This is a genomic window from Falcatimonas sp. MSJ-15, assembly GCF_018918265.1.
In the GTDB taxonomy this organism is placed as follows: domain Bacteria; phylum Bacillota; class Clostridia; order Lachnospirales; family Lachnospiraceae; genus Falcatimonas.
Genome location: NZ_JAHLQC010000002.1, coordinates 212,256 through 232,833 on the forward strand (window position 1 = coordinate 212,256; position 20,578 = coordinate 232,833).

At 32.9% G+C, this 20,578-nt stretch carries 29 protein-coding genes and 1 pseudogene; 11 read left to right on the forward strand and 19 right to left on the reverse strand.

Going from position 1 to position 20,578, the window contains the following annotated elements; translation table 11 throughout:
• From KQI85_RS02015 to KQI85_RS02065, 12 genes are all read right to left on the reverse strand, one after another.
• Nucleotides 1-429 (reverse strand): single-stranded DNA-binding protein, encoded by a 429-nt coding sequence (locus tag KQI85_RS02015; RefSeq protein WP_216574431.1) that lies wholly within the window; start codon nucleotides 427-429, stop codon nucleotides 1-3.
• 94 nt (nucleotides 430-523) lie between these two features.
• Complete coding sequence (locus KQI85_RS02020; RefSeq protein ID WP_216574432.1) at nucleotides 524-709, reverse strand: hypothetical protein; 186 nt, start codon at nucleotides 707-709, stop codon at nucleotides 524-526.
• Between the two features lie 62 nt (nucleotides 710-771).
• Complete coding sequence (locus KQI85_RS02025) at nucleotides 772-1,650, reverse strand: recombinase RecT (RefSeq protein ID WP_216574433.1); 879 nt, start codon at nucleotides 1,648-1,650, stop codon at nucleotides 772-774.
• A 21-nt stretch (nucleotides 1,651-1,671) separates the two neighbouring features.
• Entirely contained in the window at nucleotides 1,672-2,559 is an 888-nt protein-coding gene (locus KQI85_RS02030) for a DUF1351 domain-containing protein (protein ID WP_216574434.1), read from the reverse strand.
• 30 nt (nucleotides 2,560-2,589) lie between these two features.
• Entirely contained in the window at nucleotides 2,590-3,237 is a 648-nt protein-coding gene (locus KQI85_RS02035) for a YqaJ viral recombinase family protein (RefSeq protein ID WP_216574435.1), read from the reverse strand.
• Nucleotides 3,182-3,346 carry a hypothetical protein gene (locus KQI85_RS02040; protein WP_216574436.1) on the reverse strand — a complete coding sequence of 55 codons (165 nt, stop codon included), beginning with the start codon at nucleotides 3,344-3,346 and terminating at the stop codon, nucleotides 3,182-3,184. Before KQI85_RS02040 ends, KQI85_RS02035 begins: the two co-directional genes overlap by 56 nt.
• A 27-nt stretch (nucleotides 3,347-3,373) precedes the next feature.
• Nucleotides 3,374-3,562, reverse strand: coding sequence for a hypothetical protein (locus KQI85_RS02045; protein WP_216574437.1), 189 nt, complete (start codon nucleotides 3,560-3,562; stop codon nucleotides 3,374-3,376).
• Between the two features lie 14 nt (nucleotides 3,563-3,576).
• Nucleotides 3,577-3,699, reverse strand: coding sequence for a hypothetical protein (locus KQI85_RS16795; RefSeq protein ID WP_256448176.1), 123 nt, complete (start codon nucleotides 3,697-3,699; stop codon nucleotides 3,577-3,579).
• The gene (locus tag KQI85_RS02050; RefSeq protein ID WP_216574438.1) at nucleotides 3,677-3,907 is read right to left on the reverse strand and encodes a hypothetical protein; all 231 of its coding nucleotides are present in this window, start codon (nucleotides 3,905-3,907) and stop codon (nucleotides 3,677-3,679) included. Before KQI85_RS02050 ends, KQI85_RS16795 begins: the two co-directional genes overlap by 23 nt.
• A 21-nt stretch (nucleotides 3,908-3,928) precedes the next feature.
• Entirely contained in the window at nucleotides 3,929-4,720 is a 792-nt protein-coding gene (locus KQI85_RS02055; protein ID WP_216574439.1) for a phage antirepressor KilAC domain-containing protein, read from the reverse strand.
• 82 nt (nucleotides 4,721-4,802) lie between these two features.
• On the reverse strand, nucleotides 4,803-5,411 hold the full coding sequence (locus tag KQI85_RS02060) for a hypothetical protein (protein ID WP_216574440.1): 609 nt from the start codon (nucleotides 5,409-5,411) through the stop codon (nucleotides 4,803-4,805).
• A gap of 120 nt (nucleotides 5,412-5,531) precedes the next feature.
• The gene (locus KQI85_RS02065; protein WP_216574441.1) at nucleotides 5,532-5,723 is read right to left on the reverse strand and encodes a helix-turn-helix domain-containing protein; all 192 of its coding nucleotides are present in this window, start codon (nucleotides 5,721-5,723) and stop codon (nucleotides 5,532-5,534) included.
• Between the two features lie 274 nt (nucleotides 5,724-5,997).
• Between KQI85_RS02065 and KQI85_RS02070 the strand changes: the two genes are divergently transcribed.
• Nucleotides 5,998-6,228 (forward strand): helix-turn-helix domain-containing protein, encoded by a 231-nt coding sequence (locus KQI85_RS02070; RefSeq protein WP_216574442.1) that lies wholly within the window; start codon nucleotides 5,998-6,000, stop codon nucleotides 6,226-6,228.
• Between the two features lie 32 nt (nucleotides 6,229-6,260).
• On the opposite strand, the gene KQI85_RS02075 is transcribed toward KQI85_RS02070, so the two are convergent.
• Together KQI85_RS02075 and KQI85_RS02080 are read right to left on the reverse strand one after the other, a co-directional pair.
• Nucleotides 6,261-7,037 (reverse strand): phage antirepressor KilAC domain-containing protein, encoded by a 777-nt coding sequence (locus tag KQI85_RS02075; protein ID WP_216574443.1) that lies wholly within the window; start codon nucleotides 7,035-7,037, stop codon nucleotides 6,261-6,263.
• A 15-nt stretch (nucleotides 7,038-7,052) separates the two neighbouring features.
• Nucleotides 7,053-7,289, reverse strand: a complete 237-nt coding sequence (locus KQI85_RS02080; RefSeq protein WP_216574444.1) for a hypothetical protein — start codon at nucleotides 7,287-7,289, stop codon at nucleotides 7,053-7,055.
• Between the two features lie 163 nt (nucleotides 7,290-7,452).
• On the opposite strand from KQI85_RS02080, the gene KQI85_RS02085 reads away from it, so the two are divergent.
• The 5 genes from KQI85_RS02085 to KQI85_RS02105 all read left to right on the forward strand — a co-directional run bounded on the left by KQI85_RS02085 (nucleotide 7,453) and on the right by KQI85_RS02105 (nucleotide 11,057).
• Nucleotides 7,453-7,890 (forward strand): helix-turn-helix domain-containing protein, encoded by a 438-nt coding sequence (locus KQI85_RS02085; protein WP_216574445.1) that lies wholly within the window; start codon nucleotides 7,453-7,455, stop codon nucleotides 7,888-7,890.
• A gap of 8 nt (nucleotides 7,891-7,898) precedes the next feature.
• On the forward strand, nucleotides 7,899-8,339 hold the full coding sequence (locus tag KQI85_RS02090) for an ImmA/IrrE family metallo-endopeptidase (protein ID WP_216574446.1): 441 nt from the start codon (nucleotides 7,899-7,901) through the stop codon (nucleotides 8,337-8,339).
• Nucleotides 8,340-8,378: 39 nt separating this feature from the next.
• Nucleotides 8,379-9,743, forward strand: coding sequence for a DUF4041 domain-containing protein (locus tag KQI85_RS02095; RefSeq protein ID WP_253293713.1), 1,365 nt, complete (start codon nucleotides 8,379-8,381; stop codon nucleotides 9,741-9,743).
• A 298-nt stretch (nucleotides 9,744-10,041) separates the two neighbouring features.
• Nucleotides 10,042-10,353 carry a hypothetical protein gene (locus KQI85_RS02100; RefSeq protein WP_216574447.1) on the forward strand — a complete coding sequence of 104 codons (312 nt, stop codon included), beginning with the start codon at nucleotides 10,042-10,044 and terminating at the stop codon, nucleotides 10,351-10,353.
• A gap of 5 nt (nucleotides 10,354-10,358) precedes the next feature.
• Nucleotides 10,359-11,057 (forward strand): hypothetical protein, encoded by a 699-nt coding sequence (locus KQI85_RS02105; protein ID WP_216574448.1) that lies wholly within the window; start codon nucleotides 10,359-10,361, stop codon nucleotides 11,055-11,057.
• Nucleotides 11,058-11,147: 90 nt separating this feature from the next.
• Here KQI85_RS02105 and KQI85_RS02110 read toward each other — a convergent pair whose 3' ends face one another.
• The 4 genes from KQI85_RS02110 to KQI85_RS02125 all read right to left on the reverse strand — a co-directional run bounded on the left by KQI85_RS02110 (nucleotide 11,148) and on the right by KQI85_RS02125 (nucleotide 13,240).
• Nucleotides 11,148-11,534, reverse strand: coding sequence for a type II toxin-antitoxin system HicB family antitoxin (locus KQI85_RS02110; RefSeq protein ID WP_216574449.1), 387 nt, complete (start codon nucleotides 11,532-11,534; stop codon nucleotides 11,148-11,150).
• Between the two features lie 62 nt (nucleotides 11,535-11,596).
• A complete protein-coding gene (locus tag KQI85_RS02115; protein ID WP_216574450.1) occupies nucleotides 11,597-11,779 on the reverse strand; it encodes a type II toxin-antitoxin system HicA family toxin in 183 nt (60 codons plus the stop codon).
• A gap of 158 nt (nucleotides 11,780-11,937) precedes the next feature.
• Nucleotides 11,938-12,657, reverse strand: coding sequence for a Rha family transcriptional regulator (locus KQI85_RS02120; RefSeq protein WP_216574451.1), 720 nt, complete (start codon nucleotides 12,655-12,657; stop codon nucleotides 11,938-11,940).
• Between the two features lie 190 nt (nucleotides 12,658-12,847).
• Nucleotides 12,848-13,240 (reverse strand): type II toxin-antitoxin system HicB family antitoxin, encoded by a 393-nt coding sequence (locus KQI85_RS02125; RefSeq protein ID WP_216574452.1) that lies wholly within the window; start codon nucleotides 13,238-13,240, stop codon nucleotides 12,848-12,850.
• A 191-nt stretch (nucleotides 13,241-13,431) separates the two neighbouring features.
• Here KQI85_RS02125 and KQI85_RS02130 point away from each other — a divergent pair, with 191 nt between their 5' ends.
• From KQI85_RS02130 to rhaD, 3 genes and pseudogenes are all read left to right on the forward strand, one after another.
• Nucleotides 13,432-15,006: a recombinase family protein gene (locus KQI85_RS02130; protein ID WP_216574453.1), complete on the forward strand. Its 1,575-nt coding sequence runs from the start codon at nucleotides 13,432-13,434 to the stop codon at nucleotides 15,004-15,006.
• A 70-nt stretch (nucleotides 15,007-15,076) separates the two neighbouring features.
• A pseudogene (locus tag KQI85_RS02135) lies at nucleotides 15,077-15,487 on the forward strand (manganese catalase family protein); the annotation flags it as partial.
• 365 nt (nucleotides 15,488-15,852) lie between these two features.
• Nucleotides 15,853-16,680, forward strand: a complete 828-nt coding sequence (gene rhaD / locus KQI85_RS02140) for a rhamnulose-1-phosphate aldolase (protein WP_216574455.1) — start codon at nucleotides 15,853-15,855, stop codon at nucleotides 16,678-16,680.
• 162 nt (nucleotides 16,681-16,842) lie between these two features.
• Here the strand turns inward: rhaD and KQI85_RS16885 are convergent, their stop codons facing one another.
• The gene (locus tag KQI85_RS16885; RefSeq protein WP_216574456.1) at nucleotides 16,843-17,988 is read right to left on the reverse strand and encodes a transglutaminase domain-containing protein; all 1,146 of its coding nucleotides are present in this window, start codon (nucleotides 17,986-17,988) and stop codon (nucleotides 16,843-16,845) included.
• Between the two features lie 169 nt (nucleotides 17,989-18,157).
• Between KQI85_RS16885 and KQI85_RS02150 the strand changes: the two genes are divergently transcribed.
• The gene (locus tag KQI85_RS02150) at nucleotides 18,158-19,294 is read left to right on the forward strand and encodes a DUF58 domain-containing protein (protein WP_216574457.1); all 1,137 of its coding nucleotides are present in this window, start codon (nucleotides 18,158-18,160) and stop codon (nucleotides 19,292-19,294) included.
• Nucleotides 19,284-20,576 (forward strand): hypothetical protein, encoded by a 1,293-nt coding sequence (locus KQI85_RS02155; protein ID WP_216574458.1) that lies wholly within the window; start codon nucleotides 19,284-19,286, stop codon nucleotides 20,574-20,576. The genes KQI85_RS02150 and KQI85_RS02155 overlap by 11 nt, the downstream gene beginning before the upstream one ends.
• Nucleotides 20,577-20,578 lie beyond the last annotated feature (2 nt).

Below are 20,578 nucleotides of genomic sequence, written 5' to 3' on the forward strand. Positions count from 1 at the left end.
CTAGTTGAATGGAAGTCCTTCATCTTCCACACCATCAGGTATATTAATAAAACCGTCTGCATTTGTCTGTTCTGGTGTTGGTCTTCCTTGTGTTTCTCCTATACTTGATGATTTGCTCTCTGCAAATTCACATTCTTCAATAACAACATCTGTTGTATAGACTTTCTGATTGTCCTTATTGGTATAACTGCCTGTCTGAATTCTTCCAGCGACTACAATCTTAGTTCCCTGATGCAGATATTTTTCTGCAAACTCTGCTATCTTGCCAAATGATACACAATTTATAAAGTCTGCTGCCTGCTCTCCATCTCTCTTAAATCTTCTGTTTACTGCTAATGTATATCTTGCAATCGCCATTGCATTGTCTCCCTGTGAATAGCGAATCTCCGGTTCTCTTGTTAATCTTCCCATTAAAATTACTTTGTTCATTCTATGTCTTCCTTTCTTTTCTACATAGGTCTGTCGTTTTGTGTAGTCCTCGTACAGACCTTTTTATATGTTGTGTGGTTAAATTATCATCTAATTAGAAAAATCTGCTTACAGGGCAATTCTGACAGCGTATACACACTTTGTCTTTTTCCATTGCCTTAGCTGCTTCTTTTGAATATTTGCAATAATTAATACAGAATTCTGTACAAAAATCTTCCAACTGCTGTATTATTGTTCTCTTTGGCTGTTCTATCTCTGTTTCTGCTATTATGTTTTCCATCTTATCTATCCTCCAAATTACTGCCTGTACAGAATCATCTCTGTACAGGACTTTATTGTTAATTAACTAAATAATGCTGCTTTTGCATCCTGTGTTGGTGCCATCTCCGGATAATCTGTTACATTCATCTGTCCTGGAATATCATCTGTGGGCTGTGTCTGTGCAGGCTGTTCAATTATATTCTCATCTTCATTGTCAACATAGTTCTTAGTTCCATCTGCGTTGATTACTGCCATATCTGCGTCTATAGCTGTCTGCATATCTATGCTCATTATTCCCCACTTGCTTATTAACTGTCTTAACATTGTCTTATATGCCATTCCATCAAAATCTTTCTCCCAGAATGTATATCCTTTCTTCGCTCTGTATCCCATTGAATACTTCATTGCGTGGGCTTCCATCTTCTTCTTGCTCCAATAGATTGCCTTTTTGAATCCGTTTGTATACTCAAACATAGCATAATATCCAACTGTTTCAGCCTGTTCCCTTTCCTCTTCATCTTCAATAAGTTTTACTTCAATCTCTTCATTCAGTGGGTCAAATCTGATAAGCTCTCCCTCTTTAATTGCAAGTACATTAAGTTTCTTGTACTGTCCTGAACGAATAGCAAGTTGTATGTACCCTTTATACCCAAGCTGGAACTGTGCAACTTTTCCTTTTTCTCTGTCATTAAAAGGAACTAAGTAATACTGTCCTAGCTGTGGAGATGGTGATAAGTTAAGTGATTCACCAAGTAATGCTCCTGATAATATTGACTGATTAGTGCACTGCTGTAACTGACTATTTGCATTAACAGCTGATACAATGGATGATATAAATCTTGGTCCATTCTTGCCACCAACGATACTATTAATCTGATTCTTTACCGCATCATTAGATAGATATGTTGTAATTCCTAATTTCTGATTTGCTTTCTGATTGGTTAAACTGTTCTTTACCATATTCCTTCACCTGTACCTTTCTTATATTGCCTTAAATTCTATATTTCTGCTGTTAAAGAAGTCTTTTAATGCGTATGCATCTTCTGTTGTTAACAGTGCGCTGAATGATACCCATGTCTTTTCATTAACGCTATTATCAGTACTTTCAATAACTTGTTCTGGTTCTTCAACCTCAACAATATCTGGTGTCTGATATTCCTGCTTAACTTCCTGTTCAGCTATTTTTCTTGCTTCTTCCTCTGCTCTTCTTGCTCTCTCTTCTCTTTCTATTCTCTGTCTTTCAAGTTCTGCTTCTCGCTCTGCTTTTGCCTTGGCTATCTGTGACATTCTCTGTGCTTCATAGATAGCCTTATTAACATCAAGGGTAGATTTATATACTTCTGTTGCTTCAAAGCCAAATTCAGGCAGATTAGACAGTGTAGCCATATCCTGATTAAACTTCTCAACTGCTGCTACCATAGTATCTTTTATGTTCTTCATTGATGTTGATGCATTAAGCCACTTTGAATCGTATATTTTTTCAAGAGTAAGTTCACTTGGATGTTCCAATTCTTCCCACATTGCTTTTATTGCATCATATTTATCTTGTTTCTTCTTGTCTTCAAACTCTTTTACCTGCTTATCAATAACTGCCACAGGTTTATCAATGATGCGAATAATCTCATTAATCTTGCTCTTAAAATCGTTGAATGGTTCTAAATATTCCTTTTCAAGTCTTATTCTCTCGTCATTAAGAGTCTTTTTTAACTTGTTAAGTTTTGCTTTGTCGGCTTTTGCATCTTTAATCTGGTCATCTGTATATACCAGTGTTTCATACATCTTTGTCTTCTCTGTAATCTCTGCCTTTAATTCCTCATAGTTAAATAAAATGCTTTCTGGTCTCTGATACTCTCTTACTAATAATTCCATGTGATAATCTCCTTTTTCTATGTATTTTTTCTATATTGCCGGAAGTAGTAGAGCCGGTTGTGTATGCTCTGTCACATTCTTCCAGAACTTCTTTTCTTCATGTTCAAGATATTTAATATCTTCTTCAACATCTGCTCGCTCAATCTTATAATGCTTAGTCTGTAAATAGACATCTTCACCATAATCAAACTTAAGCTGTGCTTTTAATATTACAAAATCAAACTCCGTAACCATTAGATAATGCAACACCTGTATATAATAATTGTCAGGTATGCGGTTCTTCCATTTCAGTGTTTGCGTTGAACTTGATATGTTAGTAGTCTTACATTCCCATATCCCCATTCTGCCCTGCTTATCTCTTAACCAACCGTCAAGTGATGCATGTGCCCAAGGATATCTGTCATTCAGGAACATATTATTCTCTTCATAGAAAACTTCATATTCCGGATAATCTAACTTGAAAAGTTCTCTAAGATACTGCTCCGCTTCTGTTCCATACTTAACATAAGGCTTGTCTGATATGTCTTCTGGTTGTATCTGTCCGGTCTTAATTCGATACAGGTCTATATTACTTCTGTATGGATTAAGACCGACTATTGATGCAGCATCACTTCCACCAATTCTATCTCTGTGCTCTAACCATGATTCTCTGCTCGGGAGTATAATCTTCTGTAGCACGTTCAATCACCTCTTCTTTAAAGTCATTCCATATCTCTTCCCACTTGTCAGTGTCATTGTAGATTGTCTTAAGTTCTTCAACTGTCTTTCTCTGTGTCTGCTCTTTCATCCTCTTTTTCCCCCTGTAATCTTCATGCTATAATTCTTCGTGTATCTCACAGTTAAGCATACTTATTAAACTCTCTATTGTTCTTAAGTGGTTCTCTATAAGTACCTGGAATGATTCCTCTGCTTTCATCTTCATTGCTAATTCAAGTGTGTTAAGGTTCTCAACCTTGTAACTGTTCAGTAAGTAAACAAGCTGTAATTTCTGTGTTCTGTTCATTGTGTCAGTTCCTCCTAATATTCCTCTCTGAATGCGTATGTAATTATTCCGTTCTCAATGATGAATTCAAATCCTCTTTCATAAAGCACCATTATGTTTTCAAGTGTTGCATTTTTACTTATCAGTAGTTTTGTCATAGTAAAGACTTCCTTTCTCTTCGATTACACGTCTTGCAAATCTCGCAACTGCATCTTCTATTATCTTGTGTCTTCTCTCGTATTCTTCCGGAGTAAGTACCGGCTGAAATACTCTTACTTTGCATATACTGTGTTCATTCTCGTTTATGAATGTATGCGTTAATTTCATCTCATCCTGTTTTGGTTGTAATTTGGTGGCTTTGCTCATAGTTAACACCTCCTGTTAAATCTATGCTTCTGCTGATTGTCTACATTCTTGTGTACATAAGAATTTATTAATGAAATACTGCTGCCCTTTACCAGTAACTTTTACAGTCTTTGAAATTCTTGTACTTCCATCTGAATGTGCTATAACTGTTTCTTTTATCTTGAATAATTTCATCTCAATAGCTCTCTGCGTTGGCATATTGTAATCTGTTCCTTTTCTGCTGATTAAATAGCCCTTATTTCTCATCCATGTGAACAATCTGTTCTGTCCTATGTCTATTCCGTTCTGTTTGATAATCTTTGCAAGTTCACCAATTAGAATACAGGTGTCTGATGTACTTACTGCATCTGCGAATACTGCTTTTGGCTTCATCATCTGATTATCTTCAAGCAACTGTGTATTGTGTTCCTTAAGTTTATTAATTGTCATGTCTGCCATTCTTAATGCTCTTGCCATTACTTGCTCTGGTGTGTTCCATGTCTTTTCTAAGTCAATTAAGTACTGTCTGACTGCTTTACCTTCTGGTGTTCTCTGTATCATGCAAATCTGCTTCGCCATATCAACTGATATGTTATAATCAGTTTGAGGTCTGCCACCTGTTTCAGAGGTTTTTTCCATTTTTGGAAAAAAGTCTATTCCCTCTTTTTGAACTTGCTCATTTGTGAGCGGGTTGAAATCTATTCCCTCTGTAAAGCCATATTCACACATTCTTTTAAACCAAGTTGTAAAATTACTCTTTATTTTTAAACTTTCATGTAATTCTCTTGCTGATACCATCTGTGTATCAAAATCAACTGCTATTAAATTGTTCATATTTTTATCCTCCTATTGTTCCTGTACTTTTTTCTTGTCTCACATATATTATGGGAGAAAATTTTAAAAGTTTTGGTTGTTTTTATATCTCAACATCAATTCCTGTAATTTCTCTAAAAATCTCTTTATCAAAGTTTGGAAGACTCATTACAGCATCTTTATCAGATGAGGATAAATTATTCCACCACTCTTGTCTTTTTGATTCTTTTTTAATGTACTTCAAGAATCCACCTGTTGTTGAATATTCTGGATGAAGTCTCTTCTCTTCATCTGTCATAACCTCTTTATTTATCCAAGTAAACACATTTAAAGGACATTTTGTTAGAATATCTCTTGCGTCCGACTTCAACCAATCCTGATATGTCCAATCAGAAAGTTTGTTGAACAGAAAAATCTTTGGTGATTCTGTATTGAAACAACCATTGTTGTAATCACCGCTGTTCCAATCGCCACTGTTGTAATCACCGCTGTTCCAATCGCCACTGTTGCAATCACCATTGTTGTAATCACCACTGTTCCAATGTCCACTGTTGCGATTACCGCTGTTCCAATCGCCACTGTTGCGATTACCGCTGTTCCAATTTCCACTGTTCCAATGTCCACTGTTGTAATTTCCAACGTTGTAATGTCCGCTGTTGTAATTTCCAACGTTATAATCTCCAGTATTACAATCTCCACTATTTGTATTCATCTTCTTATCCTCCTATTGTTCCTGTACTTTTTTCAATTTTCTTGTTTCACATATATTATGGGAGAAAAAATTTTAAAAACTTGTCTCCGTATAGCGGTTAAAATTCTTAATTAAATTCTCCTATTTAATCAATTCATCTAAAGTTGTATGAAGTACCTGTGCCAATTGAACACCAAGAGGAAGTGTTAATGTCTTTGTTCCTCGTTCAAGCTGTGCTACCATTGACTGGGTGATATTTAATGCTGCTGCTAATTCGTTTTGTGTCATTCCCTGTGATATTCTGATTTCTTTAATGTTTTCTCCAATTGCCATTATTCGTTATCCCCTTTCTTCTTAAGTGCTATCAAAATTGCTATGTCAACTATTACTATTGCAAGTTCAATACCTGCTTTTAAAATGCTTAAATTCATGTTGTTTCATCCTTTCTATATCCCTTTTAATTGACAACCTGTGCACCGATTGTTAATATGGGAAGTGGTATTTGATTACCGTAGTTATATAATATCCCAAGTACTTAGGAATTACAATACTTTTTCCCAAGTTTTTAGGATTTTTACGTTTTGAACAAAAAAGGAGGTTATTTTTTATGCATAATTCCCAAGAAGTTGCGATTACTATTAAGACACTTGCTAAATCAAAAGGTATCGCCATTGGTAAAATGCTTTCAGATTGCGATATAAGTAAAAATACTTTATCCTCCATGCAATCAGGCGGTTATCTTCCAAGACTTGAAAGTATTGCTAAGTTAGCTGATTACTTAGACTGTTCTATTGACTATCTTGTTGGCAGAACCAACAATCCTAAAGTCAACCGATAGTTATTTTTAAGAGGGACGTTAGCCCCTCTTTTTTAATTTGGAGCTACTGTTAAGAATTTATTAATGAAGTATACTTGTCCTTTTCCTGTCGCTTTTGTTGTCTTGGTTGTCACATTGCAACCATTAGCATCCAGTCTTGAACTTTCCTTTATCTCAAATAAGCCCATCTTAACAGCTCTCTGCGTTGGCATATTCCAATCAGAGCCTTTTCTTTTAATAAGATATCCATTCTCTCTTAACCATTGGAAAAGCCTTTTTTGCCCGATATCTACACCATTTTGGCATATCAACTTAGCTAAATCTCCAATTAATATAGAACTGCTACTTGCTGATACTGCATCTGCAAATACTACTTTTGACTTTTGCTGTTCAATAATCTGTTCTGCCTGCTTTCTTGCTTCTTGTTCTTCTTTTAGCTGTGTTGCTAATTGTATTAAGAAATCAGGTGATGTTAATGCTTTCTCAATGGTCTGTTCTGTCATATATGCACCATTTTTTCTGATGCTTGGAAGAACTTCGCTTGTTACCCAATGTTTGAACTTCTTCGCATTAGGCATTTTGCTAGAAAGTATAAGACTGTAAAGTCCAGATTCATTAATGATTGTTAAATCTTGAATACCGCCAAGGGTGTCGCATTTTGCTACTCCCTTATCTTCATCATCAACATGCTTGTTAATAGCATCTCTTGGATTGCTATAACCCAATACTGTTGCCACATCTTTTCCAACGAACCAAGGCTCGTTATTTGCCATTACTGTTCTTATTGTTCCAAATTCTTCACTGTTAAAAATCTGTAAATTGTTATTCATGTTTTGCCCTCCTGCTTAATTTGCTGTAGATTTTAAATCATCTCTTTGTTTAAAAAAAAGAGCTTCTTTTATTCTCAAATCTTTAATGTTAAGTAGCCTGCATAAAGCCGCCACTTCACTTGTTTTAAATTCTCGCTTATTATCCAATTTTAACGCAAAGCCATAGCTAGAAAGTCCTAAATATTCTGCTACATACTTAAGCTTTAATCCTTTTGAATTGATAAGCTTTTTTAGTGCTTCTGAATCTGTCAATTTTATCACCTCTCTATTTTGTTTAGTAGATTTTAAATCATCTGTCAGTATAATAACAGTTGGTTGATTAAAAGTCAACTATTTTTTTTATTTTTTTCAAAAAATATTGATTTACAATCTATTTGATGATATATTTATCATAGTAGAAAGGAGGCTGTTGTTTATGCCAGACATAGGAAAACGTATACGTTTAAAACGTGAAGAGTTAAACATGACCCAAGAAGAACTTGCTTCACGTCTCGGATATAAAAGTAAAACTACAATTGCCAAAATTGAAAACGGAACGAATGATATTGTTCAAAGTAAAGTTGCTGCCTTTGCAGATGTTCTTAATACAACTCCAGCATATCTTATGGGATGGACTGAAGAACCTAACATGCAAGAAGTAACATTCAGCAGCAGGGATAAACAAGATATTGCAAAACGTCTTGAAGCAACATTAAACGACTTGGAATCTAATGAGGCTTTAATGTTTTCAGGACAACCACTTGATGATGCTACAAAAGAATTATTACGACTGTCACTCGAAAACAGTTTACGTATTGCAAAAGTAAATGCCAAAGAAAAATATACACCAAAGAAATATAAAAATGATAAGTAGGTGATAGTTTGAATAACAGAATACATAATTATGTTGTAAAGTTATGCAAATTATATGGCACAACCAATCCTTTTGAAATAGCCAAGCAAAAGAATATTTTAATTCTCAAAGAAAATCTTGGAACAATCAACGGATATTACAATATGCCTTTACGCCAAAAACAAATTCATCTTAATGAAAATCTTAATGAATTTGAAATGCGTTTTACCTGTGCACATGAACTTGGTCATGCTCTGCTTCATCCTAAAGCTAATACCCCTTTTTTAATAAGCAGCACATATCTGTCTGTGAATAAATTAGAAATCGAAGCTAACAGTTTCGCTATTGAAATGCTTTTATCTGATGAAGATTTAGTAGCACTCATACATGAACATAATAATCTTGATATTATTTCATCTGTTACAGGATATTCAAAAGAATTGTTAATGCTAAAGCAATCTATACATTAGATTAACTAATCAATTTTACTTAATATGTGGGAGGAACTTATGAATTCTAACAAAAAACAAAAATGGTACTTCAACACTTGGCTAATTGGTATGCTATATGCTTTTTGGTTCTTATATGGTATTCCATTAGCTATCGCAGTCTTACTAACTGTAAGAAAAAATATGTATGAAAAAAAATTATTCAATATCTACGGAGAAATGGATGATTCAAAACTTGCATTAAGCAGAATGCATAATGATTATGAACTTAAAAAGCTAGAACTAGAAAAGGACTTTGATACTAAATTCAATATATTAAACTCTCGTTATATTGAGAAGTCCGGAGAGTATAATTCTGAAATTCAGAATTTAAAAAAAGAGATTTCTACGCTTAATGCTGAAACTTACACAGACCATTACAATTATTCTAGCTATGATGGTCTAGCATCTGAAGATTGTAAGAACAAATTAACAATGTTAAAAAACAAAGAGAAAGAGATTATCAAAGCTGAAAAAGCTTTTATAGTAACATCAGATGGCTCAAAGAAAGAAATTGCCGATAATAAGAAACAAATTTTACGTTGTTTCAATGCCGAATGTGACAATCTTCTTCTTGGTCTTGGATGCAAAAATATTGATACTACTAGAAATAAAATCTCAAAATCTTTTGACTCACTTAATAAGATATTCGCTGTTGATGGAATTTCATTAAGTCCTGAAATGCTTGAAATTAAGTTAGAGGAACTTAATCTTGTATATACATACGAATTAAAAAAGGAGCAGGAACGTCAACAGCAAAATGCCATCAAAGAACAGATGCTTGAAGAAGAAAAAGTACGTAGGGAAATTGAACGTCAAAAGGCAAAACTCGAGAAAGACCAAACGCAAACAAGTAATGAAATCAAGAAACTTATGGGATATATGCAAAAAACTTCAAGTGAAGTTGAAAAGCAACTATATGTTGATAAAATTAAAGAACTTGAATCTAGAATTAAAGAATTAGAAAAAGATAAAGAGACTGTACTAGAACGTGAAGCTAATGCTCGTGCTGGATATGTATATGTAATATCTAATATTGGTTCATTTGGTGAAGATATTTATAAAATTGGTATGACTAGACGTTTAGAACCAATGGACCGAATTAAAGAACTTAGCAGTGCATCTGTTCCTTTTGAATTTGATGTTCATGCAATGATATTCTCCGACAATGCTCCTGAACTTGAAACAATGCTACATCATTATTTCGAAAAACAGAGTGTTAATCGTGTTAATCTCAAAAAGGAATTCTTCCATGTAACACTTGATGAGATAGAAAAAGTTGTAAAAGAGAACTTTAACAATACTGTCGTATTTACTAGAATTGCTAAAGCAGAAGAATATCGTCAAACACTTAATATTTTACAATCTGAATCTATGAGTGCTTAATTTTCTTGTATTATTAATGAAACTATGATATACTACCTACCGAAGTAGGAGGGAGTTTCTACTCCCCTTTGCCCTTTCTACAGGCTCTCGATTATCATCTTAATCAGTGACACGAGAGTACCTATTTCTAGGGTGAGCTGGATAAGTGCTTTTACCACTATCCAGCTATTTCTATTTACTTTTGTTCTTACTTGGGATACCAAGTTCTTTACCTACCAAATATAAAAAAGAGAGGCTATTGAAGTTATTAGTCTTGAATTGTTAGAACAAATTTCAAATCAAAGAGGAGAGAAAAATAATGTATACTAATCTTGTAATTTTTAGAAACGAACTAAAAAACAGAAATGTCTCTAGATATAAACTTATTGGCATAATAACAGAGCTAATTATGTCTAAAGAGATTTTTGAAAAGAATAAGGATGTTTCTGCTTTTATGCAGGACATTTTTGGTGTAACTATTAAAGATTGCATTTTAAAATCACGTAGCCAAATTATGGCATATACATATAGAATAATTTTATCTCATGAGGATTTTGAAAATAAAGATAAACTTTTGAAATTCATTAATTTAAAAATAGATGAATTTCAAGCCAAAGGTAAGGTAAGATAGTTATTATGAATAATGATTTTTCTGATGATATCAACAATTGTAAGAATGAAATTAAATTATTTCTCAATCATATTTCGAATGTTGATTTTTCAAAAATAGAATTGCAAGATTATGATAAGGATTTTTTTGCTTTTGTATCTAAGCACATTTTATTTTTCAAATATCTTGGTCTATACCACCAAGATGATAAATACTTTAAAATCCTCATATCTGATTTTTATTATTACATAATATCCATCTTAAAATCAGAATTACGATACATGTATCTAAATGAACGTTCTATATTAGAAAATTATACTCGTATGATTACTAGAATATCCATAGATGATGATCATGTTACTGAACGCTCTTTTAATAATTTAAAATTATCTTCTGATAAGTTCGGATTTGATATTTCCAATTATTCGCTTCTCAAATCTGAATATGCCACATCTTGTGGATATGTTCATGGTGGAAAAGAACTTACCCATGCATTATCCTATGTATTTGATGATTGCATAAATTCCACTACTAGGTTGACAAAAAGAGCAAATTATTATCAACGCATGATTCGAGTTATCAAATATCTAGATTCATTATTAATTTGTTCTCATCCAGAATTTATAAATGGATGTTTTCACAGACAAAAAGCTTTACTATCCTATTTACTTGGAAAACCAAGTGTTGACTTATTGTTTAATTCTATGGACAAAAAGAACCGGTAGCAGTGCACTAAACTGCTATCGGTTCTTTTTTCATATCCAATTTTTTAATAAGAGCTTCTTGCAATACCTGTGAGAAGTTAATACGGGCTTTTATACTTGCAAGTAATCTCTCAATGCTGTTTCTAATAATTGGGAAAAATTAACATTATTATTTTCTCCTAATACTTTTAGCCAATAAGGAATTGTACAATTAGTCTTTACCCTTTGATTGTCAAGTTTGTTTTTAACAACATCAGGATATATGGTTATTGGCATCACAAGACAATTATCAGGTATATCTATCTTATCTGATGCATACGGAATATCTTCATTATCCTTTTCCATTCCGTATATGTGTAAGCCCAAAGCTTCTTGTGCATATTTTTGTGCCTCGCTTATATTAGAACAGCAACTAATGCAACCTGGCACATCCGGAAAATATATTCCATAACCATCTTTACTTGGTTCTAATATTGCTAAATAAGTTAGTTTTCTCATAAAATCTGCTCCTTTTAATATATAATAATCTATGTTAAGAACTTTTTTTGTGCAAGAGGCTCTTAATTGAGCCCTGCTTGCTTTAAAATACTTTTTAGAGTTCCTATTGGAATATCTCCTTGATGTACTGGTACTGTAACTTTACCTTTTTTAGTAGAATGCACTAGTTGATAATGTGAACCCTCTACATTTTTTACATACCAGCCATCGTCTTTTAGCATTTTTAAAAGTTCTCTGCTTTTCATGTAATTCCTCCTTACAATTATATTATACGCCTTTTTTATACGTATGTCAACATCAAAATCAAATTATTTCCAAACTAACTACTAACAAAAAAAGAGAAGTAGCAGTCTATTTTCTGCCATCTCTCTTTATAACAATGAATCTACATTCCTATATCTTCCTAACTCCATTTACAAAGATTTTCAATTATCCACTTTCTACCCTTTTCTGTCCATTTTAATGACGGAGTAGCATATTCACTGTCATAGCTCTGGTAGTCTGCATACCCACATTCTATTAGCCACTCATATTCTGCATAAGGATACCAAGTTCCTGATTTATCCTTGAATATAATTCTGTTTCTATGCAATATATTGTTCAACTTTACAGCACTTGTCAGACCTAAATCTTTTGCTATTACTGTTGTTGTAATAAGCCCCTCTTTATTAAGCACTGCATCGTGATAATCTGCCTTAGGTTTCATCTGCTCATTATCTGCTAATAATCGTTCATTTTCTTCTACCTGTTCAACCAACTGTAATAATGCTTCTTTGTATGTGGTTGGTAATCTATACTCGTTTAGTTGTTCTTCCATAGTATGGAACTTATTTATATATAGTGCTGTAAACTCCGTTCCCTTAACACCTGTAAGTTTGTGTGCTATAAATTCACAGCCTTTCTTAGTTACTCGATAACATGGATATTCTTTTCCTCTTTCAGTCTTATAAGTAGATTCTTCAAAGAAATCTGACTGTCCAATTTTGGACAGTGAAAGTTGGTTGCAATATTCTCTAATATCTCTCAACAACTTATTATGCTCTTTTCCAACCATCTCCGCTACTTCTAAACTTGTAATTGTTGCTACTTGTCCATTCTCGTTTCTTAATGTAATTTCTCTCATATTTTTGTCCTCCAATGTATTTTTTAAGTAATTCCCATACCTTTATAATAATCTATTGAAGTATGTTTGTACTGCCAACTTGCATCAAAACGTACATTTTAGAGTTAGTGACATTATTCTTAAGAATAAAACAAAAAGTCAGTAGAACAACTACCACCTTTTATTGCTGTTTTGTAAATAAAGTTTGTAACTATACCCCTAATTTATCAATTAATGCTTCTTGCAATACTTGTGAGAAGTTAATACCAGCTTTTACACTGGCTTCATTAAGCCATTCCGGTATTGTTAAGGTTTTCTTTACTGCCTTAGAATTGTGTTTGCGTACATATGCATCCATGTCTACAGTAACAACTGCAATAATTCCGTCTGGACATATTAAATCAGTTGTAATTACCGGTTCTACAATTGGTTGCCTACTCAAATATTCTTCTTCCAATGCTAACCCTAATGCTTCCTGTGCATAAGTATAAGCCTCTTCAAATGTATCGCCCTCTGTAATACACTCTGGTCTATCAGGAAATGTAACATAGTATCCTCCTTCTTCGGCATTATGGAAAAATGCTGGAAAATGATATAATTTCATAATATCTACCTCCTAATTGTTATATATTGTAAAAGCAAGTCAAGTGGGGTTTAGCCTTTCTATGTTTATATTACAATACGTATTAATACGTATGTCAAGTATATATTTTCAATTATCCCAATTATTTTTCTTGTATCGAACAAATTTTCGTTATATAATAGACTTATCAAATTCAAAAGGAGTGCTTTTCTATGATTACTTTTGACAACATAATTATATATTTAAGAAAATCTCGTTCTGATGACCCTAATCTATCTGTGAATGAAGTTTTGTTAAGGCATGAAGCTGATTTACAGGAATATTGTATGCGTGAATTCGGCAAGACTATGCCAGAAGACCGAATATACAGAGAAGTAGTTAGTGGTGAGACTATTAATGACCGTCCTGTTATGATTCAGATAATGCGATTGCTTGAAACAGGTATTATTGATGCTGTACTGGTTGTAGAGCCACAGCGATTATCAAGAGGTGATATGCAAGACTGTGGAAGAATTATTAATACACTTAGGTATACTAATACACTTGTTATTACTCCACCAAAGACATACAATCTCAATGATGAATATGATAGGAAGTTTTTTGAGATGGAACTTACAAGAGGTAATGATTATCTTGAATATAATAAAAAGATTCTTAACAGAGGTCGTATCCGTTCTGTAAGAGAGGGTAACTTCATTGCATCAGTTCCACCATATGGATATAAGAAGATTAAAGTTGGGGAAGGGAAGAACAGTTACCATACTCTTAAGATTGTTCCTGATGAAGCCGAAGCCGTAAAGATTATGTTTCATCTATACATTAATAAACATTATGGATTTACCAATATCGCCAATTATTTAGATGCTCATGGGTATATACCACGCAAATCGGCACATTGGTCACCTGCTGCTATAAGTGATATGATTGATAATCCTGTATATATGGGTAAGATACGTTGGAACTATCTTAAGACACAGAAAAAGATTGTTAATGGTGAGATTGTTAAGACTAGACCGATTAACAGGAATACAGAAGATGTTATTCTTGTTGATGGCAGACATGAAGCGATAATTGACGAAAATACATTTAATCAGGCATTAATAAGACGTGGTAACTCTCCAAGACTAAAAAAGGGGACTGAACTTCAAAACCCTTTTGCCGGTATTCTCTTCTGTGGTTCATGCAATAGGGCAATGTCTTTTAAGCAATTCACAGACAGACGTTCAAGCACAGGACACATAAGTGAAAGTATGCTATGTAATAATCAGCGAATATGTCATACCAAGTCTGTAAGTTATTCTGATTTTATCAACAATGTTAAAGCCTCGCTTAAGACTTCTATACATGATTTTGAGGTTCTTCTTAATAACAATAATGACGATAAAGAACTTGAACGCAAACAGTATATAAGAAGTCTTGAATTGGAACTTGAACGCATCAAGGAGAAAGACAGCAGGCAAAAAGATGCTTATGAAGATGGCATATATACTAAAGTAGAATATGCCAAGAGAAATGCTAAATTACAGGAACAATTAGCTTTTACAGAAAAAAAACTTGAAGAAGCAAGACAGATAAAATCTTATACTGACATCTATAAAGAGCAGATAGCCAAATATACAAGATGCCTTGATATAATCAGCGATAATAATATAACTGCTGCAACAAAAAATGAATTATTAAAACCTCTTATCAGCAAGATTGTATATTATAACAATCAACAGTCTAAAGCAGGTCTTGGAAGATATATCAAGAACGAATTTACTCTTGATATCTTTCTTAATGTGTGAACTACCCATCACTTAAAGGTAGTGAGTTTTACGCTCCAGCTTATAAAATAATCATTTCTAACATTGATGTTCTGATGAACTTGCACACTTTGAGATGATATGTGCCATAGTATATCAGCTTACAAGGAATCTTACTCCTGAACAGATTAAAAATTCAGCATTTGCACCATATTATATAGATCATACAACAGCATTATGGCCACAAGCTGCCGGTGGAACGCCTTTTAGTGCAACTGTATTTCAATCAAAAGGTGATACAATAACAGATCTTACTGAAGATTTGGCAGCAGAGCAAAAAGCAAGAACAACTTATGATAATATCTTAAGACTTACTGATGATCCCGACGTACGAGAACCTATTAAATTCTTAAGAGCAAGAGAAATCGTACACTTCCAGCGTTTCGGTGAAGCTCTTGGCATTGTTACTGATAAACTTAATTCCAAGAACTTCTATGCTTTTAATCCCGAATTTGATAAATAATATCCTATATTATGGATTAGTATATAGCTTCAGAATACTATCCTTTCATACTTTAATTATATTGGTTGGCACAAAGTTCGCTATACATCACTTATGTATAGCGAACTTAGTACCGAATAATATGAATTGATAACATTTCTTCTTTTCTTTTGTTTTCGCAATTATATCTGTTGTATTATGAATATTTTTTACATTTTTATGCCGATATCTCACACAAAGCAACAAAATCTCACTAAAAAAAGGACTTTTTTTACAAAGATGTTCTTTTTTGCATACTTTTTAAGCCTTTTTGGAGAGAAATAATCTTTGAAATACTGTATAATATATTTAATTATTAAACGAAAAGAGAAGGGAAGAGTTTAGATATGAGTATTTTAGATGTAAAATTTGTACAAGGTTTCATTCGTATGTGCAATGATGGTTGGGAACAAGGATGGCATGAAAGAAATGGTGGCAATCTTTCTTATAGAATTAAGCCAGAAGAACTTGACGAAGTAAAAGAATATCTTAAAAAAGATGCCGAATGGAGACCTATTGGCACACAGGTTCCTGATCTTTCGGGTGAATACTTCATGGTAACAGGTAGTGGCAAATACTTTAGAAACGTGATTCTTGATCCTGAAGACAGCACTTGTATTATTGAACTTGATGATAAGGGCGAGAATTATAGAATACTTTGGGGACTTGTAAATGGTGGCAGACCTACAAGCGAACTTCCAAGCCATCTTATGAATCATGAAGTTAAGAAAAAAGCTTCTAATGGAAAGCATAGAGTTATATATCACGCACATACAACCAATGTAATTGCTCTTACTTTTGTTCTTCCTCTAAAAGATGAAATCTTCACAAGAGAATTATGGGAGATGGCAACTGAATGTCCTGTTGTATTCCCATCAGGCATTGGTGTTGTAGGATGGATGGTTCCTGGTGGACGTGATATAGCTGTTGCTACAAGTGAGCTTATGAAGAAATATGACGTTGCTATATGGGCACATCATGGTATGTTTTGCTCAGGCGAAGATTTTGATCTGACATTCGGACTTATGCATACTGTTGAAAAATCAGCAGAGATTCTTGTCAAGATGCTCTCAATAAGACCAGACAAGCTTCAGACAATTACACCACAGAATTTTAGAGACTTAGCAAAAGACTTTAAAGTTACATTACCAGAACAGTTCTTATATGAAAAATAATTTTTGATTTTTCTTAATATTAATTTTTCTTATATTGTTTTTTCATATATTAATATAAATAATATAATTAAGATATTACCTAAAAAAAGAAATCGAATCAATATCGTTATTTTTCTGATACTGATTCGATTTCTTTAGATTGAATAACAAAATAGGCATATCTTATTCATCGCCAAATCTTATATTATATACTCTATATTCATCGCCATAACTGTGTTCAGACAATGTATATGAATAATAATGATAGAATACTCTATTAAGATCTGCTTCATCTTCGCCTTTCCATAAGACTGACACTTCCTGCTTATTCTCTGCAACAGCTCTGTCTATAATGTCCTCTATCTTCTCCGTTGTTGATGCTATAAGATCATTTTTAACAAAATAATTATCACCGACAGATATCGCCTGTGGATACCTGCCTCTGTTCCATATATGATCTGCACTTATCACTTCATCTGTCACATTAAAATAATTATGATATACATAATCACCAGTATCCGGTACAGGATCATCCCATGTCACGTCAACATGATACCAGTTCTCATTAATCTTAACAAGATTCCAGGCATGAGCCTCACCATCAGCCTTACCTGATACAGTCCTGCTCTCAATTCCACACATCATAAGTAATGTTCTATATGTCTCAGCATAACCACTGCATACTGATTCTCCAATTATAAGTGTTCCATATGCTGTATAGTCATCTTCTTCAAGATTATTATTTTGCAAATCTTCTATATTATATCTGCAATTTTTTACAATATAATCATGTAACACAAGTGCCTTCTCATATTCATCCATACTATCATTAATATACTCTGCCATTATCTCAAGCATCTTAGCATATGTAATACTCTGCTTCTCTGTCATTCTACTAAGGTCATTATTGTTAAAAGCATATTCATAAGCATAATAATCTGTATATGTAAACTCAATATGCTCTGTTATTACACCCTGTCTTGATTCACTTACCGTATATGATATTGAATCAACTCCATCAATGAGATTAAACAGTTCTTCTGTTGATAATATATTATCTCTGTCAGCGAGTCTAATATCTATACTATTTCTATTATTGTATATTTCTTCCATCATAACATTTCTTATATCTTCCCTACTTGAACATAAGGGATATACATATTCAATTGTTGTCTCATCTTCATTACCTGCAAATTTCAAATCCAAAAATGAGCCTTTTCCAATGAATTTTGAAAAAAGAGCATTATCAGGATATGCCATGTTTATCATAAATAATGATGTAATTGTAATAAACAGCATAACAGATAATATCTTTAAAAACTTCTTCACACTATTTTTGCTCCTTACTTCTAAAACTATGTTCATTATTTTAGTTTACCAAAATTACCAAAAATCTTCAATACTTCTGGCAAATTTTATTAATTTTTAACATTTTTATAGACTTAACGTGTTAAAAATAGTAAAATTATATTACCAAACACTTATAGGAGGGTTATTAATGATCAAAACTTTACTAATACTTTTAGGTATTCTTGTAATATATTTTTTGCAAAAACATCTATATTCAAAACATTGGAAATCCGGATTGAGTACCAGCCTTGCATTTGATATGCCTTCATGTGTTGAAGGTGATACTGTAACATTTACACAGACAGTAACCAATAACAAGCTGTTACCACTTCCACTACTTGAATTAAAATTTCATGCCAGCAAATATCTTAACTTTAATGAGATGGATGATATTAATGAAAGCGATCTTGAATATATTGACAATGTATACTCACTTCTTTTCTTCCAAAAAGTTAAACGAAAACTTAATGTGAGATGTACAAAACGAGGTTTTTATCATATAGATAAAGTTGATCTTGTCTCATCTGATCTTCTGATGGGACATACACAGACCGTTCAGGCCTCATCTGATGCTTCCATTCTCGTCTATCCGTTACCAATAGACGTTCATCAGATTCTTATTCCGTATAATATGGTTATGGGCGATATTCTATCAAAACGTTATTCCACAACCGATCCTTTTGAATTCAGAGGAATTCGTGAATATGATATTAATGATACGATGAAAAGTATTAACTGGAAACAATCAGCACGAACCGGTTCTCTTAAAGTTAATCTTCATGATTATACTAACAGCCAAAAAGTCCATATTCTTCTTAATCTTGAATCAGAATCTATCTGGGATTATACAAGACTTAAAGAGGAATCTATAAGAATTGCATGTTCTCTTTGTACTATGTTCATATCAGAAGGAATACAGACTGCACTTACCTCTAATGGTCGTGATATAGCTGCTGAACAAAATATTACAATACCATTTGGCTGTGGTCAGTCACATATTGACACTATATCTGCTGAACTTGCACTTTGCGATTACAATGGTAATCTTACTTCTTTTTGTGACATTATAAAAGATATACAAATGGCTGATGCCTCTAACAATGATGCTCCATTTTATATTCTTATATCAGAGAATCGTAACAAAACTCTTCAGGATGCTTTTTCTACAATAATAGAGAATGACGATTATTTGTACATCATTCCTCTACATCCAGAAGTATCTGATAGAAATGTAACTGTCAATTATAACAATATATTAGAGTGGGAGGTACCTTATGCCAATTAAAAAATTAATACCTGTCAATTGTGTTATCATTCAGACTCTTATCTACTCTAGTCTGCTTACCATAATAGCACTTGAATCTTATGGAAAAGATTATAGAAATATTGTCTATACACTTCCTATTATAATTCCTATTACTATTTTTATGATAATCAGGCATAGATGCAATGTTATGTCAACATACATTCTTCTTAATATTGCAACTATCATCTTTAGCACTTTTTTATTCAAAGGATCATTCCTTAGATTTGCAGCTGTACTTATTATGCTTGTTCTATCTATAAGTTCTTATAAGATGAAGACTTCTGATGTAAGTAATATAAGCGAGACTCCTTCAATAGTCTATGCTGCTCTATTTGTATTTCTTGCTTTTCTAGGCTCTGGTATGCTACGTGCTAAGATATATGGGACTATTTATTCATGCTATCTTTTAGTATTTTTTATACTTGAATATATACAGATGACACTGTGTGGTGTATCTGGTTTTATATCTTCCAAACAACATATAAAGACTTTACCTGTTAAAAAAATACAAAGGATCAGCTTATTGCTTGTTGTGTTACTATGCATAGCTACAATTCTTGGAGCTATATTTTTTGGCAACAATCTATTTGTTAATACAATTAATAATACCAATACTCTCTTTATATATGGTTTTGGTAAAATACTAAGAGCTATTATGCCCGATAATGGTAATCCTAGTGGTGATTATTATGACTTTACTTCTAACAAAAAAAATGATATGAAAATAGATGAAGATATTACGCCTAATATACTTAATATTATATGGAATATTATAGGTGTTATTCTTCTTATCATAACTGTTGTTATATGTGTTATAATTATATACAAAGCTATTATTTATATGATTAAGAGATTTGCAGGTGTACATATATCTAATAATGGTGATGAAACTGAATTCATCTTACAACCTGTCAGATACTCAACACTTACAAAAAGCTCCAAAAAAACTAACGTCTTGCATCTTAAAAACAATGATAAAATCAGAGCTATATATTGCAAAACGCTAAAAAAAGCTGCTGGTAAAAAATATATTTTTAATTATTCGCAGACACCAGAAGAACTAAAGCATAATGTAATTGACAGTTATACAAGTCCGCTGACTGGTAAGACTTCAATAATCTCAGATCAGTCAATTACTCAAAAAAGTGCTTTTCTCACTTCTCTATATGAAGAAGCAAGATATAGTAACAACAGTCTTAGCTCTGACGATATTAAATATGCAAAAGAACTTTCAGAATCAATTGTATCTGCCAAAAGATAACT

What these genes read in the sequence shown, in the direction of transcription:
- KQI85_RS02015 (WP_216574431.1), bottom strand. Translation starts at nt 429, where the DNA reads ATGAACAAAGTAATTTTAATGGGAAGATTAACAAGAGAACCGGAGATT.
- KQI85_RS02020 (WP_216574432.1), bottom strand. Translation starts at nt 709, where the DNA reads ATGGAAAACATAATAGCAGAAACAGAGATAGAACAGCCAAAGAGAACA.
- KQI85_RS02025 (WP_216574433.1), bottom strand. Translation starts at nt 1,650, where the DNA reads ATGGTAAAGAACAGTTTAACCAATCAGAAAGCAAATCAGAAATTAGGA.
- KQI85_RS02030 (WP_216574434.1), bottom strand. Translation starts at nt 2,559, where the DNA reads ATGGAATTATTAGTAAGAGAGTATCAGAGACCAGAAAGCATTTTATTT.
- KQI85_RS02040 (WP_216574436.1), bottom strand. Translation starts at nt 3,346, where the DNA reads ATGAAAGAGCAGACACAGAGAAAGACAGTTGAAGAACTTAAGACAATC.
- KQI85_RS02045 (WP_216574437.1), bottom strand. Translation starts at nt 3,562, where the DNA reads ATGAACAGAACACAGAAATTACAGCTTGTTTACTTACTGAACAGTTAC.
- KQI85_RS16795 (WP_256448176.1), bottom strand. Translation starts at nt 3,699, where the DNA reads ATGACAAAACTACTGATAAGTAAAAATGCAACACTTGAAAACATAATG.
- KQI85_RS02050 (WP_216574438.1), bottom strand. Translation starts at nt 3,907, where the DNA reads ATGAGCAAAGCCACCAAATTACAACCAAAACAGGATGAGATGAAATTA.
- KQI85_RS02055 (WP_216574439.1), bottom strand. Translation starts at nt 4,720, where the DNA reads ATGAACAATTTAATAGCAGTTGATTTTGATACACAGATGGTATCAGCA.
- KQI85_RS02060 (WP_216574440.1), bottom strand. Translation starts at nt 5,411, where the DNA reads ATGAATACAAATAGTGGAGATTGTAATACTGGAGATTATAACGTTGGA.
- KQI85_RS02065 (WP_216574441.1), bottom strand. Translation starts at nt 5,723, where the DNA reads ATGGCAATTGGAGAAAACATTAAAGAAATCAGAATATCACAGGGAATG.
- KQI85_RS02070 (WP_216574442.1), top strand. Translation starts at nt 5,998, where the DNA reads ATGCATAATTCCCAAGAAGTTGCGATTACTATTAAGACACTTGCTAAA.
- KQI85_RS02075 (WP_216574443.1), bottom strand. Translation starts at nt 7,037, where the DNA reads ATGAATAACAATTTACAGATTTTTAACAGTGAAGAATTTGGAACAATA.
- KQI85_RS02085 (WP_216574445.1), top strand. Translation starts at nt 7,453, where the DNA reads ATGCCAGACATAGGAAAACGTATACGTTTAAAACGTGAAGAGTTAAAC.
- KQI85_RS02095 (WP_253293713.1), top strand. Translation starts at nt 8,379, where the DNA reads ATGAATTCTAACAAAAAACAAAAATGGTACTTCAACACTTGGCTAATT.
- KQI85_RS02100 (WP_216574447.1), top strand. Translation starts at nt 10,042, where the DNA reads ATGTATACTAATCTTGTAATTTTTAGAAACGAACTAAAAAACAGAAAT.
- KQI85_RS02105 (WP_216574448.1), top strand. Translation starts at nt 10,359, where the DNA reads ATGAATAATGATTTTTCTGATGATATCAACAATTGTAAGAATGAAATT.
- KQI85_RS02110 (WP_216574449.1), bottom strand. Translation starts at nt 11,534, where the DNA reads ATGAGAAAACTAACTTATTTAGCAATATTAGAACCAAGTAAAGATGGT.
- KQI85_RS02115 (WP_216574450.1), bottom strand. Translation starts at nt 11,779, where the DNA reads ATGAAAAGCAGAGAACTTTTAAAAATGCTAAAAGACGATGGCTGGTAT.
- KQI85_RS02120 (WP_216574451.1), bottom strand. Translation starts at nt 12,657, where the DNA reads ATGAGAGAAATTACATTAAGAAACGAGAATGGACAAGTAGCAACAATT.
- KQI85_RS02125 (WP_216574452.1), bottom strand. Translation starts at nt 13,240, where the DNA reads ATGAAATTATATCATTTTCCAGCATTTTTCCATAATGCCGAAGAAGGA.
- KQI85_RS02130 (WP_216574453.1), top strand. Translation starts at nt 13,432, where the DNA reads ATGATTACTTTTGACAACATAATTATATATTTAAGAAAATCTCGTTCT.
- rhaD (WP_216574455.1), top strand. Translation starts at nt 15,853, where the DNA reads ATGAGTATTTTAGATGTAAAATTTGTACAAGGTTTCATTCGTATGTGC.
- KQI85_RS02150 (WP_216574457.1), top strand. Translation starts at nt 18,158, where the DNA reads ATGATCAAAACTTTACTAATACTTTTAGGTATTCTTGTAATATATTTT.
- KQI85_RS02155 (WP_216574458.1), top strand. Translation starts at nt 19,284, where the DNA reads ATGCCAATTAAAAAATTAATACCTGTCAATTGTGTTATCATTCAGACT.